Here is a 13,453-nt window from a genome sequence, read left to right as displayed (position 1 = left end):
CCTTAATTATTGAACGGAGGGATAGGCTGGGTACTGCCCGCCATTGAAGACACTGTACGGCCCAAAAGTTCAAGGTCCTGTGGCCGTGAAAGCCGGTGATCTCCATCGCGAACGAGCGTAATCGTCACATCATCAACCGGAAGGTGATCCACGAGCTTCATCGCATGACGATAGGGAACATCTTCATCCTGCATGCCCTGAAGTATGTGCACCGGGCAGTCAGTCTGGATGACGCCCTTCAAAACCTGATTGATCCTGCCATCTTCAAGCAAAGCCTTTGTATAGATATAGGGCTGATCCGAATATTCAGACGGCTCTTCCATATAGCCTCTATCGGCAATCTGACGGCGCTGGTCATTGGTCAGTTTCGGCTCGACCAGTTCCGATGTGAAGTCCGGCGCCGGTGCAATCAATATCAGACCGGCAACGCGGCCACCTTCTCCAAGCCTTTGCAATTCTGCCAGCAAGCGCAGGGCGATCCAGCCGCCCATGGAGGAGCCGACGATGATTTGCGGGCCAGATGAGAATTGCCGGAAGACGGTAAGGCTTTGTTCGAGCCAGAGCGAGATGGTTCCCTCACGGAATTCGCCGCCCGACTCGCCATGGCCGGAATAATCATGGCGCAGGAATGCAGACCCATGTTCCGCAGCCCATTCATCCAGAAAGTTTGCCTTGCTGCCAAGCATATCCGAGCGATACCCGCCCAGCCAGACTATGCCGGGGTTCGCGCCTGCACGCTTTCGCAAGGCAATATTGATTCCGTTCAGCTCAAGAAATTCGGGCGGGGATTGTGTCATGGGCGGGACTCACTCTCGATATTCTTCTTCTTGCATGGGAAAACAGAACGATAAAGCCCGCCACATTGCATAAAACTGAAATATTCTTATCTCTAATTTGAGTGATTTATCCTGAAAATGGTAAGATTGATGCCTGCCAGCACAGCATAAGCATTGCGGCGAAGGCCGTGTGATGCTATTTGCGGGTCCGAAATAATTCAAGGAGACTACTGCCATTCGCCGACCCTTTAGAGCCCAGGTGGTCCAGAAAGATGGACCACGTTCCAACCGTGATATCCGGGTACCCCAGGTACAGCTCATTGATGCCGAAGGTGAAAACCACGGTATCGTAACGATTCAGGCAGCGTTGGCGATGGCCGACGAGGCGGGACTCGACCTTGTCGAGATCGTGCCGAATGCTGAGCCGCCGGTCTGCAAGATCGTTGATCTTGGCAAGCTGAAGTACCAGGGCCAGAAAAAGGCTGCGGAAGCGCGCAAGAAGCAGAAGACAGTTGAAATCAAAGAAATCAAAATGCGCCCGAACATCGACACGCATGATTATGACGTGAAGATGCGCGCAATTAAGCGCTTCTTTGAAGAAGGCGATAAGGTCAAGGTAACCCTGCGTTTCCGTGGCCGTGAAATGGCCCACCAGGAACTCGGCATGCGTCTCCTCGACAAGGTCAAGGAAGACACTGTGGAGATTTCCAAAGTGGAAGCAGAGCCTAAGCTTGAAGGCCGCCAGATGATGATGGTTCTGGCACCTCGCTAAAATCGGCCTACTGCCTTTGAAAAGCCGCCTTCGGGCGGCTTTTTCTTTAAACCGGCCGTTTTCTGTATCGCTTGCACGATTCAACAGTTGCGCTTTTGCCGTCTTCTGGTATGAAGCACCCGTTCAAACCGCCCGGCAGGGCATGCCGTGGCGGTTTTACATGCTTTCAGGCTTTGGTCGGCCTGAAGTCAAACCAAGAGGTGGTCGTTTCTTTGAAATGATCAAAGCCTCATAAAATCAGGAGTAGCAAAATGCCCAAGATGAAGACCAAATCTGCTGCCAAGAAACGGTTCAAGATTACCGGAACTGGCAAAGTTAAAGCCGCCGCCGCTGGCAAACGCCATGGCATGATCAAACGTTCGAACAAATTCATTCGTGACGCTCGCGGAACCATGGTTCTTGCTGATGCCGATGCGAAAATCGTGAAGAAGTTCCTGCCTAACGGTCTCTGATCCGGGCAACGTTATCCATCCTCAAGTAAGGAGATCATATCATGGCACGTGTAAAACGGGGCGTTACGTCCCACGCCAAGCATAAAAAAGTTCTGAAGCAGGCCGAAGGTTTCCGTGGTCGCCGCAAGAATACAATCAAGACCGCCAAGGCTGCTGTCGATCGTTCGAAGCAATATGCCTATCGCGATCGCAAGAACAAGAAGCGCACATTCCGCGCTCTGTGGACACAGCGCATCAATGCTGCTGTTCGTGAGCATGGTTTGACCTATAGCCGCTTCATCGATGGTCTGACAAAGTCGGGCATCGAAGTTGACCGCAAGGTTCTTTCGGATCTCGCGATCCACGAGCCGGAAGCATTCGGTGCAATCGTGGCTTCTGCCAAGAAGGCGCTCGAATACCTCAAAGACACGACACCGAACGCTTTTGAAGGCGCTGTCCGCTAAGCCAGCCGCCGCTCCCAAAGCATTCGAAAATTTAAGTTTGGGAAACCCGCGCTGGCTCGGCTGGCGCGGGTTTTTCGATTTTCTAACGGCGTCCTGTCTCCGCAGGGAAGATACGACACTTAACTATCGCCATCATGAACAGGTGAAAAGTCATGGACGAGCTTACACAACTGGAAAGCGCCCTTGCCGCGCAGATCGATGCTGCTAACGATGAAGCCGCAATTGAAGCCGTTCGCGTAGCGGCGCTGGGCAAGAAAGGGTCTATCTCCGAAAAGCTGAAATCGCTTGGTTCCATGTCGCCGGAAGAGCGCCAGAGCCAAGGCCCGGCGATCAACGGCTTGAAGAATCGCATTACCGAAGCGCTTGGCGCTCGCAAGACAATGCTCAAGGATGCAGCGATCACCGAGCGCCTTGCCAAGGAAAAGCTTGATGTCACGCTTCCCTTGCGCGCCTCTCCGGCGGAACGCGGGCGCATCCATCCGATCAGTCAGGTCATTGACGAAATCACGGCGATCTTTGCCGATATGGGCTTTGCCATTGCAGAAGGTCCGGATATCGAAACCGACCATTACAATTTCACGGCTCTGAATTTTCCCGACGGCCATCCGGCACGCGAAATGCACGATACGTTTTTCTTCAATCCTGACGAGAAGAATGATCGGCGTGTGTTGCGTACCCATACCAGCCCTGTGCAGATTCGCACCATGGAAACGCAGAAGCCGCCGATCCGCATCGTCATTCCGGGCAAAACATATCGCATGGATTCCGATGCCACCCATTCGCCGATGTTCCATCAGGTCGAGGGGCTGGTCATCGACAAGACGGCCAACGTTGCCAATATGAAATGGGTGCTTGAAGAGTTCTGCAAAGCCTTCTTCGAAGTCCCATCCTTGAAGATGCGCTTCCGCCCGTCCTACTTCCCCTTCACCGAGCCATCGCTGGAAGTTGATATCCAGTGTGATCGCTCCGGCAAGGAAGTGAAATTCGGCGAAGGCAATGACTGGATGGAGATTCTTGGCTGCGGCATGGTGCACCCGAATGTACTGCGCCATGGCGGACTTGATCCGGACGAGTATCAGGGCTTTGCCTGGGGTATGGGCATCGATCGCATTGCCATGCTCAAATATGGCATGCCCGATCTTCGCGCCTTCTTCGATGCCGATGTTCGCTGGCTGTCGCATTACGGCTTCCGCCCGCTCGATATGCCAACCCTGTTTGGGGGGCTGAGTGCCTAAGGCGCGGCAGACCTTCCGAGATATTGGGCCAAGTCCCAAAATAATATTGAGAAACGAGTGAAATCATGAAATTCACACTCTCCTGGCTGAAAGATCATCTTGAGACGCAGGCCTCGCTGGATGAGATCGTCGAAACCCTGACCATGATCGGTCTTGAGGTTGAATCGCTCGACGACAAAGCAGCGCTGAAGCCATTTGTCATCGCCAAAGTTCTGACTGCTTCACGGCATCCGGATGCGGACAAGTTGCAGGTTCTCAGCGTCGATACGGGCGATGGCAAGCCGCTTCAGGTCGTCTGCGGTGCACCCAATGCGCGTGCTGGCTTGATCGGCGCTTTTGCAGCGCCGGGCGCCTATGTGCCAGGTATCGATATCACGCTTTCGGTCGGCAAGATCAGGGGCGTGGAAAGCCACGGCATGATGTGCTCGGAGCGCGAGCTGGAAATGTCTGACGAGCATAATGGCATTATCGACCTGCCTGCCGATGCTCCGGTCGGCACGAGCTTTGCCGCCTATGCTGGCCTTGATGATCCGGTCATCGAGATCAACCTCACGCCAAACCGTCCGGATTGCACCAGCGTCTATGGCATTGCCCGTGATCTGGCCGCCGCAGGTATAGGCACGCTGAAAACGCCCGTGATTGAACCCGTAGCGGGCACGGGTGCGCCACAAGTCGAGGTTGCACTGGACCTTAAAGGTGAAGATTATCTCTGCCCGGGCTTTGCGTGGCGCACCGTCAAGGGTGTCAAGAATGGCCCAAGCCCGAAATGGTTGCAGCAGCGTCTTATCGCTATCGGCTTACGCCCCATCAATGCGCTGGTTGATATCACCAATTACGTCACCTTTGATCGTGGCCGCCCGCTGCATGTTTTCGATGCGGATAAGGTCAAAGGTCAACTGACCGTTCGCCGCGCACGCGATGGCGAAATGATCCTTGGCCTCAATGGCAAAGACTACACGCTCGGCATGGAAAATCTCGTGATTGCTGATGAGAATGGCGTCGAATCCATTGCCGGCATCATGGGCGGCGAGCATTCCGGTTGCGATGAAAATACGGTCAATGTCGTCATTGAGTCGGCGCTATGGGATGCGATGAACGTTGCCCGTACTGGCCGCACGCTCGGCATTATCACCGATGCGCGCTATCGCTTTGAGCGCGGTGTTGATCCTGAGCAGATGATTCCGGGTGTTGAACTTGCTGCGCAACTGGTTCTTGAGTTCTGCGGCGGTACGCCATCTGATACCAAGGTCGTGGGCTACAAGGGCCATACGCCAAAGACGGTCAAATTCCCCTCATCCGAAGTCAAGCGCCTGACAGGCATCGACGTGCCGACTGAGACCAGTCTTAATATCTTGTCCCGTCTGGGTTTTGAGCCACAGGGCAAGGGCGAGCTGGTTGATGTGGTTGTGCCATCATGGCGTCCTGATGTGGATGGCAAGGCCGATCTGGTTGAAGAAGTCATGCGCATTCATGGCATCAATCTGATTGATCCGCAGCCTCTGCTCAGCCATGCAGCCGTTAACGGCAAGATTCTGACCACGCTACAGATTCGCACGCGTAACGCCAAGCGGGCGCTTGCTTCGCGCGGCATGATGGAAGCCGTCACCTGGTCATTCATTTCGGAAAGCGCGGCCAAAGCCTTTGGCGGCGGAAAGCCGGAACTCAAATTGAGCAATCCGATTGCTGCCGATATGTCTGATATGCGCCCGTCCCTGTTGCCTGGCTTGCTTGCCGCCGCTCAGCGCAATGCGGATCGCGGTTTCAATGATCTTGCTCTATTCGAGGTTTCCGGCACCTATGAAGGCAATGCCCCGGAAGACCAGCGCCGCGTTGCGGCCGGTGTCCGCCGTGGCACGGCACGTTTTGAAGGAATTGGCCGCCACTGGTCGGGCAATACTTCGCCCGTGGGGGTATTCGATGCCAAGGCTGACGCTATCGCGGCTCTGGAAGCGTGCGGTGCACCGATAGACAAGCTGCAGATCGAGGCGGGTGGTCCGGCATGGTATCATCCGGGCCGTTCCGGCACGATCAAGCTTGGCCCGAAAGTCATTCTTGGCACCTTCGGCGAGTTCCATCCGAAAACTCTGGAAACATTGGATGTCGGCGGCAATCTTTGCGGCTTCGAAATCTTCATCGATGCGATACCGGAGCCGAAGCAAAAAGCCACCCGCACGAAGCCTGCCCTCAATCTTTCCGACTTACAGCTTCTGCGCCGCGACTTTGCTTTTGTGGTCGACAAATCTGTTGAAGCGGGAACCATCGTCCGTGCTGCACTGAGCAGTGACAAGAAGCTGATTGTCGGCGTGCAGGTCTTCGATCTGTTCGAAGGCGCGTCCCTCGGCGAGGACAAGAAATCCGTTGCCATCGAAGTGGCAATCCAGCCGCAGGAGCGCACCTTGAACGATGAGGATCTCGACGCCTTGACCAAACGCGTTGTTGAAAGCGTTGCCAAGCAGACTGGCGGCGTATTGCGGGGATAAAGCCTGCATTGCGCAAACATTTGTTAAATACACAAAAGGGCGCGCTGCGCCCTTTTTCATTGATCAGTCCGGCAATTATGCCGCCTGCAAACGCTTCAACCCCTCCCATTCAATCAGGGCAAAGACGGCGACCACAGCAGTGACCGCAAGGCTGGCGGCCACGCCAAGCAGCGTAAAGGCCGAAGGTATCAACAGAAGAATTGCAGGCACGCAAATTACCCAGAGCAGGTCGGCTGCAAAAACAAATCCAACAAGAGGTCGTGACTGCACTTTCCATTGAGCAATCAGCGCGACATCGAGGGCGAAGAGCACAAGTGCTATGCCCAGTCCCATGATTAGCCAGGCGGGCGCTCCGGGCATCAAATATTGAGTGGCAAGCTGGGAAAACATAGCAAGCCCAAGACCAGTGACGCCGGTCAAAATCGCGTTGATCATCATGCCATCCTTCAGATTGATCTGTATCATGTCGCTCTCCTTTGTTGCGCTGATGGGGCAAGCATGTCGATTTGACGTAAGCAAAACAATTACCTTAGAGGTAATGGGTTTTGCGGTGTATTTGATTCAGATTGACTGAAAGGAGAATCCCATGGAGTTTGGCGATCAGTTGAAGCAATGGCGCTCGCACAGGCATCTGAGCCAGATGGATCTTGCGCTTGAGGCGGGCATCTCCTCACGTCATTTGTCATTTCTTGAAACCGGACGTGCCCGACCATCGGAAGGCATGATCATCCGCATTTGTGAGGCGCTTGAGCTGCCCTACAAAATACAAAATGAGATGTTCAGCGCTGCCGGTTTTGCACCGCGTTATTTTTCGGCAGAACGGGAGGGGTTGGCAGGCTTGCCTGTTCTGATCCGCGATACGCTGCATCTGATCCTTGAAAAACATGAGCCTTGGCCTGCGGTCGCCTTCGATGCTGACTATGACATTCTCGCTGCCAATACCGGGTTTGCTGCTTTGGCGGGTGGGCTCGGCATATCAGTAGCCCCGGGAATAAATATTCTGGCGCTGGTGCTTGAGCCGGGTCCCGTACGGCAGGCAATTACAAACTGGCCCGAAGTTGCCCTGCTGTTCTTGAAAAGGGCGCGGAATGAGGCCCGCCTTTACGGGCCTAAAAGCGGTTTGGCGCAGCGCCTGGCGGCCTATGAAAATGATGCGGAGATTTCCGCCCTGTTACGCAATGATGAAGGCGAGAGAAATCCACCGCCCGTCATCACTGCCCGCTTGCGGCTTGGCGATATGGTGACAAACTGGATCACGACGCTCACGGCATTCGGTTCCGCACAGGAGGTTTTGACCGAGGGCATTTTCATCGAGCAGTATTTTCCTGCGGATGATGCAACACGCGCCATTGCCGAAAGTGCGGGCCGCTGATCGTTCAGCGCATTGTCAGCTTGCCGATGCAGGTTCAAGCCTGAAATCAGGAGTGAGTTGATGCAGGTTTTGCTGTTCGTGTTAGCAGTTACCACGGTTCTCGGCAGTATGATTGGCGCAATCCAGACAGGTGCGAAGATCTGGCAGGGTGGTTTGGTCGCTGTGTTTGGGCTGTCTGCCATTGGGCTGTTTTATATTATAATGTCGCTCATTTACCCCGGCCTTGCCTCGGACCCTGTCCTCGCAATGATCGTGTTTCTTGTCGCTGTCGAATTTGCAGCATCTCATGTGTTTTTGGACAGGCGACAGATGGCAGGCGTTGCTGGCGGTGCATTGATGCTCACAACCATTTCCGGTGTGTTTCTCGCGGTATAGACGGGCCTTCAAATCGCGCTGTCTGTCGCTGGACTTGATTGTGACACAAGGTTCGGAAAAGCTCAGCTGCAAATGCTAAAGCAAGGACTTGGTGACATGCGTATCCGCGAATTGCAGGAAATCCGGTATGACGAAAGGACAGCGACATTAAAGCTCTCTGGCCTGAATCCGTTCAAGAAACACAAGAGCGTCAGGGTGGTTATTGACGATCCCGAGATGTTCCTCAACGCCATAAAGAAAGCACTGCTTGATCCGAATGGCAACAGCATTCCACTTGATCCGACAGAGGTTCGGAAATGAACAGGGGCGCTGATGGTTCAGCGCCCCGCATTTATCGTTTAACCGTTCACAAGAGCCAGTGCTGCTTCCGTGTAGCGGCTTCCGGCCACCTGATCCGGCGTTAAAGCATCGCCGATGCGGGTCAGTTCAGCTTCTGTCAGCTTGATATCGGCAGCAGCCGCATTTTCCTCCAGATGCTTGATCTTGCGAGCGCCGGGAATGGGCACGATAAAGTCACCCTGATGCAGGGCCCAGGCGAGCGCCAATTGCGCCGCTGTCACACCCTTACCGGCAGCCAGCCCTTTCAATGTTGCGATCAGTACAGCATTGGCATCCATATTCTCCGCCTGAAAGCGCGGCAAAGTCTTGCGCCAATCATCAGTACCAAGTTCGTCAGGCTTGCTGATTGTGCCGGTCAGGAGGCCGCGGCCAAGCGGACTATAGGGCACAAAGCCGATCCCAAGTTCCCGGCAAACGGCAAATACTTCATCTTCCGGCTCGCGGCTCCACAAGGAGTACTCGCTCTGAACCGCGGCAATGGGATGCACCTTGTGCGCGCGGCGGATCGTGGCGGCGCTTGCCTCTGAAAGGCCCAGCGCTTTCACTTTGCCTTGCTGGACCAGATCGGCCATGGCCCCAACTGTTTCCTCGATAGGAACATTGGGATCGACGCGATGTTGGTAGAACAGATCAATCTGTTCGATCCCCAAGCGGCCCAGAGACGATTCAGCAACTGCCTTCAAATGTTCCGGGCGGCTATCGACACCGACCATGCGTGACGGGCCTTCGCCTTCATCGGCAATCTTGAATCCAAATTTGGTCGCGATCACAACCTCGTCGCGGCGACCCTTGAAAGCCTTGCCGAGCAGAATCTCATTGTCGAATGGGCCATAGACTTCGGCAGTATCGAAGAAGGTCACGCCGATATCGATGGCGCGGTGAAGTGTGCGGATCGCATCTGCTTCGTCCTGTCCGCCATAGGCAAAAGTCATGCCCATGCAGCCGAGGCCGACAGCCGATACATTGAGGTTGGTTCCAAGTTTGCGCTTTTCCATCACTGGTCTCCTTTGGTGTGATGGAGTAAACATAGGTCGCAAATCGCTGTTCGATAATTCGCTTAAAATTTCACAGCTTGTTCTATATTATAGATCAATGGATCGTTCTCATCTTCCCCAACTTGCCATTTTTGCCACGGTCGCCGCCTGCGGTGGTTTTCGCGGTGCTGCCAAAGAACTGCGCATTGCACCTTCAGCGGTGAGCCACGCCATATCCTCGCTGGAGCAGTCGCTGGGTGTCAGATTGTTGACCCGCACCACGCGCAGCGTCGCCGTGACGGATGAGGGGGCGATACTGTTGAAGCGTCTCAAACCCGCGCTTGGCGAGATCGACCTGGCACTGGATGCAGTCAAGGAAGCCAATAATCGTGTCGCTGGTAATCTTCGGCTCAGCGTACCGCCCTTTGCCGCGCACTGGTTGCTTGGTCCGAGACTTGCAGACTTCAGCCAGACCTATCCCGGCATCACGCTGGAACTGCGGGTCGAGGAAAAGTTCAACGATATTGTTGCCGCGGGTATGGATGCGGGAATGCGGCTTGGTGAAAGTCTGGAATCAGACATGATCGCCGTCCGCATGAGCGATACGATATGCGGCAGTGTTGTCGCCACGCCGGACTATTTCAAGCGCAATCCCGTTCCCCTGCATCCGCGTGATTTGCTCAATCATCGCTGTATCCGCCGCCGGTTTGCCAGCGGCCAGATTTATCGCTGGGAGTTTGAAAAAGGAGTTGAGGAGATCGTTCTCGACGTCGATGGACCGCTTGTTCTGGGCGATGACAGGCTGGTTTTGGAAGCCGTGCTTGGCGGCGTGGGCATTGCGTTTCTTTTGGAGCACATGGTGCCTGAAGCAATAGCCGACGGGCGCCTGCGCCGCGTATTGGAGGATTGGTGCCCGCCATTTCCCGGCGTCTATCTTTACTATCCAAGCCGCAGGCAGATGCGCCCCGCAATGCGCGCATTTATCGATTTCTTCAAATATACCGGTTGAACGCCTTTCCTTCCGTGACCGAAGTGCAATAGGGTGCGCCCGCTCATTATGAAGAGGAATTGTCATGTTTCGCTGGGGTGTTCTGTCTACTGCCAAAATTGGTGTTACTGCGGTTATTCCCGCTATTTGCGATGCGGAAAATTCTGTCCTGTCAGCCATTGCCAGCCGTGACTTGGCGAGGGCACGCGCGGTCGCGGATCGTTTTGGCGCTCTCCATGCCTTCGGCTCCTATGAAGAAATGCTCGCCTCAAAGGATATTGATGGCGTCTATATTCCCTTGCCAACGTCGCAGCATGTCGAATGGTCGTTAAAGGCGGCAGAAGCCGGCAAGCATGTCCTGTGCGAAAAGCCGATTTCGTTGCATGCCGACCAGATTGCTGCCTTGCAGCGCGCCCGCGATACACACGGCGTCTTGATCTCGGAAGCCTTCATGATCACCTATCATCCGCAATGGTTGAAGGTGCGTGAGCTGGTGCAGGGCGGCGCCATCGGAGCCTTGCGTCAGGTTCAGGCCGCTTTCACCTATTTCAACAAGGATGCGGGTAACATGCGTAACCAGCTGTCGCTGGGCGGCGGTGCCTTGCCCGATATTGGCGTCTATCCCACTGTCGCCACGCGTTTTGTTACCGGCAAGGAACCGCTTCGCGTTGCCGCAACAGTCGAGCGGGATCCGGATTTTGGCACGGACCGCTATGCCAGCGTCCGCGCCGATTTTGATGGTTTCGAATTGAGCTTCTATGTCGGAACCCAGCTTGCCGCCCGGCAGTCTATCGTTTTCCACGGTGACAAGGGTTACATCGAGATACTGGCACCTTTCAACACGGGCAAGTATGACCATGCGAAGGTTTCATTGCATAACGCCGCGCATGATGGCGCACAGGAGTTCAACTTCGGCGGTGTCAACCACTATAGGTTGCAGGTCGAGGCATTTGCCCGCGAAGCTCAAGGCGAAAAGGCTGGCGTGTTTTCGCTGGAAGATTCGGTGCGGAATCAAAAGCTCATTGATGCCGTTTATCGGTCTGATGAGAGCGGCCAATGGGAAACGGTCTGACGACTCTGGCATGTCACCACGTAAAACGGGCTAAAAACCCCTTTTTATGTGTCTTTTTGGGCGATTAAGGGTGTAAATTGCATTGCTTCTTACTTGCATGGCAATTTAGCCCTTCTTATATAGCCCTCAACACTGTAAGGAACTGCCCGCCCCGGCAGCCCTGATTTTGTTAAACCCCTAGGGGCTGCCCGTATGGAATGCTCGGCAGAGGTCCCGGCAGCCTGCTGAATGGAGAAGAGTAATGGCTAAAGTTATCGGTATTGATCTGGGTACGACCAATTCCTGCGTTTCCGTCATGGACGGCAAGAGCGCGAAGGTCATCGAGAATGCAGAAGGTGCACGTACAACGCCTTCGATCATCGCTTTCACGGATAGTGATGAGCGCCTTGCTGGCCAGCCGGCCAAGCGTCAGGCTGTAACAAATCCGGAAGGAACCGTTTTTGCGGTCAAGCGTCTTATCGGCCGCCGCTATGAAGACCCGACTGTTGCCAAGGACAAGAAGCTTGTTCCTTATGAAATTGTCAAGGGCGACAATGGCGACGCTTGGGTAGAAGTCCACAAGAAGAAGTATTCACCTTCACAGATCTCTGCGATGATCCTGCAGAAGATGAAGGAAACAGCCGAAGCCTATCTGGGCGAAAAGGTTGAAAAGGCCGTTATTACTGTTCCGGCTTACTTTAATGATGCCCAGCGTCAGGCAACCAAGGATGCAGGCAAAATTGCCGGTCTTGAAGTCCTGCGTATTATCAATGAGCCGACTGCTGCTGCTCTGGCCTATGGCCTCGACAAGAAGGAAGGCAAGACCATTGCCGTCTACGATCTTGGTGGTGGTACATTCGACGTGTCCGTTCTGGAAATCGGCGATGGTGTCTTCGAAGTGAAGTCCACCAATGGCGATACATTCCTTGGCGGTGAAGATTTCGACATGCGTCTGGTCGAGTATTTCGCAGCCGAGTTCAAGAAAGAACAGGGCATCGACCTGAAGAACGACAAGCTTGCTCTGCAGCGCCTTAAAGAAGCTGCCGAAAAGGCCAAGATTGAGCTTTCCTCATCGCAGCAGACTGAAATCAACCTGCCATTCATCACGGCAGATGCTTCCGGTCCAAAGCACTTGACCATGAAGCTGTCACGCTCGAAGTTCGAAAGCCTCGTTGACGATCTGGTCCAGCGCACGGTTGAGCCATGCAAGGCCGCGCTCAAGGATGCAGGCCTCAAGGCTGGCGAAATCGATGAAGTGGTTCTCGTCGGCGGTATGACCCGCATGTCGAAGATCCAGGAAATCGTTAAAGCCTTCTTTGGCAAGGAACCACACAAGGGTGTGAATCCGGACGAAGTTGTTGCCATGGGTGCGGCCATTCAGGCTGGCGTTCTGCAGGGCGACGTTAAAGACGTTCTTCTGCTCGACGTAACACCATTGTCACTCGGCATCGAAACACTTGGCGGCGTGTTCACACGCCTGATCGAGCGCAACACGACGATCCCGACCAAGAAGTCGCAGACTTTCTCCACGGCCGAAGACAATCAGTCTGCCGTGACGATCCGCGTCTTCCAGGGCGAGCGTGAAATGGCTGCCGACAACAAGTCGCTTGGTCAGTTCGATCTGGTTGGTATTCCGCCAGCACCACGTGGCATTCCGCAGATCGAGGTCGGTTTCGACATTGATGCCAACGGTATCGTCAACGTTTCGGCCAAGGACAAGGGCACCGGCAAGGAACATCAGATCCGTATTCAGGCATCGGGTGGTCTTTCCGACGCCGATATCGAGAAGATGGTCAAGGATGCCGAAGCCAATGCCGAGAGCGACAAGAAGCGCCGCGATGCTGTTGAGTCGAAGAACCAGGCTGAAGCTCTGATCCATTCGACTGAAAAGTCGCTGAAGGATTATGGCGACAAGGTTTCGGCTGAAGACAAGGGCTCGATCGAGACCGCTCTTGCCGAGCTGAAGACTGCTGTTGAAGGCGATGACGCTGAAGACATCAAGGCCAAGACACAGACGCTTGCCGAAGTTTCGATGAAACTTGGTCAGGCAATGTACGAAGCCTCACAGGCTGCCGAAGCTGGCGAAGGCGCAGAAGCCGACGCAACAGCCAAAGCGGATGATGATGTTGTCGATGCCGATTTCGAAGAGATCGACGAAGACGGCAAGAAGAAGTCTGCCTGATCTTAACGCTTAGC

14 protein-coding genes are annotated in these 13,453 nt (G+C 54.6%); 11 read left to right on the top strand and 3 right to left on the bottom strand.

From position 1 onward, the window contains the following. Positions 1–2: 2 nt before the first annotated feature. Positions 3–797 carry an alpha/beta hydrolase gene (locus tag ACYJL1_RS02225; protein WP_460896829.1) on the bottom strand — a complete coding sequence of 265 codons (795 nt, stop codon included), beginning with the start codon at positions 795–797 and terminating at the stop codon, positions 3–5. Positions 798–1,011: 214 nt separating this feature from the next. On the opposite strand from ACYJL1_RS02225, the gene infC reads away from it, so the two are divergent. From infC to pheT, 5 genes are all read left to right on the top strand, one after another. After that, positions 1,012–1,548: a translation initiation factor IF-3 gene (infC, locus tag ACYJL1_RS02220; RefSeq protein ID WP_040855885.1), complete on the top strand. Its 537-nt coding sequence runs from the start codon at positions 1,012–1,014 to the stop codon at positions 1,546–1,548. Positions 1,549–1,799: 251 nt separating this feature from the next. Then, complete coding sequence (gene rpmI, locus ACYJL1_RS02215; protein ID WP_106662221.1) at positions 1,800–2,000, top strand: 50S ribosomal protein L35; 201 nt, start codon at positions 1,800–1,802, stop codon at positions 1,998–2,000. A 41-nt stretch (positions 2,001–2,041) separates the two neighbouring features. After that, positions 2,042–2,443: a 50S ribosomal protein L20 gene (gene rplT / locus ACYJL1_RS02210; protein WP_008127401.1), complete on the top strand. Its 402-nt coding sequence runs from the start codon at positions 2,042–2,044 to the stop codon at positions 2,441–2,443. Between the two features lie 152 nt (positions 2,444–2,595). After that, the gene (gene pheS / locus ACYJL1_RS02205) at positions 2,596–3,678 is read left to right on the top strand and encodes a phenylalanine--tRNA ligase subunit alpha (protein ID WP_460896828.1); all 1,083 of its coding nucleotides are present in this window, start codon (positions 2,596–2,598) and stop codon (positions 3,676–3,678) included. Positions 3,679–3,743: 65 nt separating this feature from the next. Then, positions 3,744–6,158, top strand: coding sequence for a phenylalanine--tRNA ligase subunit beta (pheT, locus tag ACYJL1_RS02200; RefSeq protein WP_460896827.1), 2,415 nt, complete (start codon positions 3,744–3,746; stop codon positions 6,156–6,158). 75 nt (positions 6,159–6,233) lie between these two features. Here the strand turns inward: pheT and ACYJL1_RS02195 are convergent, their stop codons facing one another. Next, complete coding sequence (locus ACYJL1_RS02195) at positions 6,234–6,623, bottom strand: hypothetical protein (RefSeq protein ID WP_460896826.1); 390 nt, start codon at positions 6,621–6,623, stop codon at positions 6,234–6,236. 121 nt (positions 6,624–6,744) lie between these two features. Here ACYJL1_RS02195 and ACYJL1_RS02190 point away from each other — a divergent pair, with 121 nt between their 5' ends. From ACYJL1_RS02190 to ACYJL1_RS02180, 3 genes are all read left to right on the top strand, one after another. Beyond that, positions 6,745–7,530 (top strand): helix-turn-helix domain-containing protein, encoded by a 786-nt coding sequence (locus ACYJL1_RS02190; RefSeq protein WP_460896825.1) that lies wholly within the window; start codon positions 6,745–6,747, stop codon positions 7,528–7,530. A gap of 60 nt (positions 7,531–7,590) precedes the next feature. Next, positions 7,591–7,905 (top strand): hypothetical protein, encoded by a 315-nt coding sequence (locus tag ACYJL1_RS02185; RefSeq protein WP_460896824.1) that lies wholly within the window; start codon positions 7,591–7,593, stop codon positions 7,903–7,905. Positions 7,906–8,001: 96 nt separating this feature from the next. Then, positions 8,002–8,205: a hypothetical protein gene (locus ACYJL1_RS02180; RefSeq protein WP_460896823.1), complete on the top strand. Its 204-nt coding sequence runs from the start codon at positions 8,002–8,004 to the stop codon at positions 8,203–8,205. Between the two features lie 38 nt (positions 8,206–8,243). On the opposite strand, the gene ACYJL1_RS02175 is transcribed toward ACYJL1_RS02180, so the two are convergent. Next, on the bottom strand, positions 8,244–9,239 hold the full coding sequence (locus ACYJL1_RS02175; protein WP_460896822.1) for an aldo/keto reductase: 996 nt from the start codon (positions 9,237–9,239) through the stop codon (positions 8,244–8,246). 97 nt (positions 9,240–9,336) lie between these two features. Here ACYJL1_RS02175 and ACYJL1_RS02170 point away from each other — a divergent pair, with 97 nt between their 5' ends. The 3 genes from ACYJL1_RS02170 (at position 9,337) to dnaK (ending at position 13,439) form a co-directional block, all read left to right on the top strand. Beyond that, positions 9,337–10,227: a LysR family transcriptional regulator gene (locus ACYJL1_RS02170; RefSeq protein WP_460896821.1), complete on the top strand. Its 891-nt coding sequence runs from the start codon at positions 9,337–9,339 to the stop codon at positions 10,225–10,227. A 64-nt stretch (positions 10,228–10,291) separates the two neighbouring features. Then, positions 10,292–11,278 carry a Gfo/Idh/MocA family protein gene (locus ACYJL1_RS02165; protein ID WP_460896820.1) on the top strand — a complete coding sequence of 329 codons (987 nt, stop codon included), beginning with the start codon at positions 10,292–10,294 and terminating at the stop codon, positions 11,276–11,278. Positions 11,279–11,519: 241 nt separating this feature from the next. After that, positions 11,520–13,439 (top strand): molecular chaperone DnaK, encoded by a 1,920-nt coding sequence (gene dnaK / locus ACYJL1_RS02160; RefSeq protein ID WP_460896819.1) that lies wholly within the window; start codon positions 11,520–11,522, stop codon positions 13,437–13,439. Positions 13,440–13,453 lie beyond the last annotated feature (14 nt).

It is taken from the genome of Phyllobacterium sp. K27 (assembly GCF_054796155.1).
This window is presented reverse-complemented; position numbering and strand designations above follow the sequence as displayed.

Bases quoted from the DNA above. Each gene is read 5' to 3' on its own strand.
- pheS (WP_460896828.1), top strand. From the start codon at position 2,596: ATGGACGAGCTTACACAACTGGAAAGCGCCCTTGCCGCGCAGATCGAT.
- ACYJL1_RS02185 (WP_460896824.1), top strand. From the start codon at position 7,591: ATGCAGGTTTTGCTGTTCGTGTTAGCAGTTACCACGGTTCTCGGCAGT.
- ACYJL1_RS02180 (WP_460896823.1), top strand. From the start codon at position 8,002: ATGCGTATCCGCGAATTGCAGGAAATCCGGTATGACGAAAGGACAGCG.
- rplT (WP_008127401.1), top strand. From the start codon at position 2,042: ATGGCACGTGTAAAACGGGGCGTTACGTCCCACGCCAAGCATAAAAAA.
- pheT (WP_460896827.1), top strand. From the start codon at position 3,744: ATGAAATTCACACTCTCCTGGCTGAAAGATCATCTTGAGACGCAGGCC.
- ACYJL1_RS02225 (WP_460896829.1), bottom strand. From the start codon at position 797: ATGACACAATCCCCGCCCGAATTTCTTGAGCTGAACGGAATCAATATT.
- ACYJL1_RS02165 (WP_460896820.1), top strand. From the start codon at position 10,292: ATGTTTCGCTGGGGTGTTCTGTCTACTGCCAAAATTGGTGTTACTGCG.
- dnaK (WP_460896819.1), top strand. From the start codon at position 11,520: ATGGCTAAAGTTATCGGTATTGATCTGGGTACGACCAATTCCTGCGTT.
- ACYJL1_RS02195 (WP_460896826.1), bottom strand. From the start codon at position 6,623: ATGATACAGATCAATCTGAAGGATGGCATGATGATCAACGCGATTTTG.
- rpmI (WP_106662221.1), top strand. From the start codon at position 1,800: ATGCCCAAGATGAAGACCAAATCTGCTGCCAAGAAACGGTTCAAGATT.
- ACYJL1_RS02170 (WP_460896821.1), top strand. From the start codon at position 9,337: ATGGATCGTTCTCATCTTCCCCAACTTGCCATTTTTGCCACGGTCGCC.
- ACYJL1_RS02175 (WP_460896822.1), bottom strand. From the start codon at position 9,239: ATGGAAAAGCGCAAACTTGGAACCAACCTCAATGTATCGGCTGTCGGC.
- ACYJL1_RS02190 (WP_460896825.1), top strand. From the start codon at position 6,745: ATGGAGTTTGGCGATCAGTTGAAGCAATGGCGCTCGCACAGGCATCTG.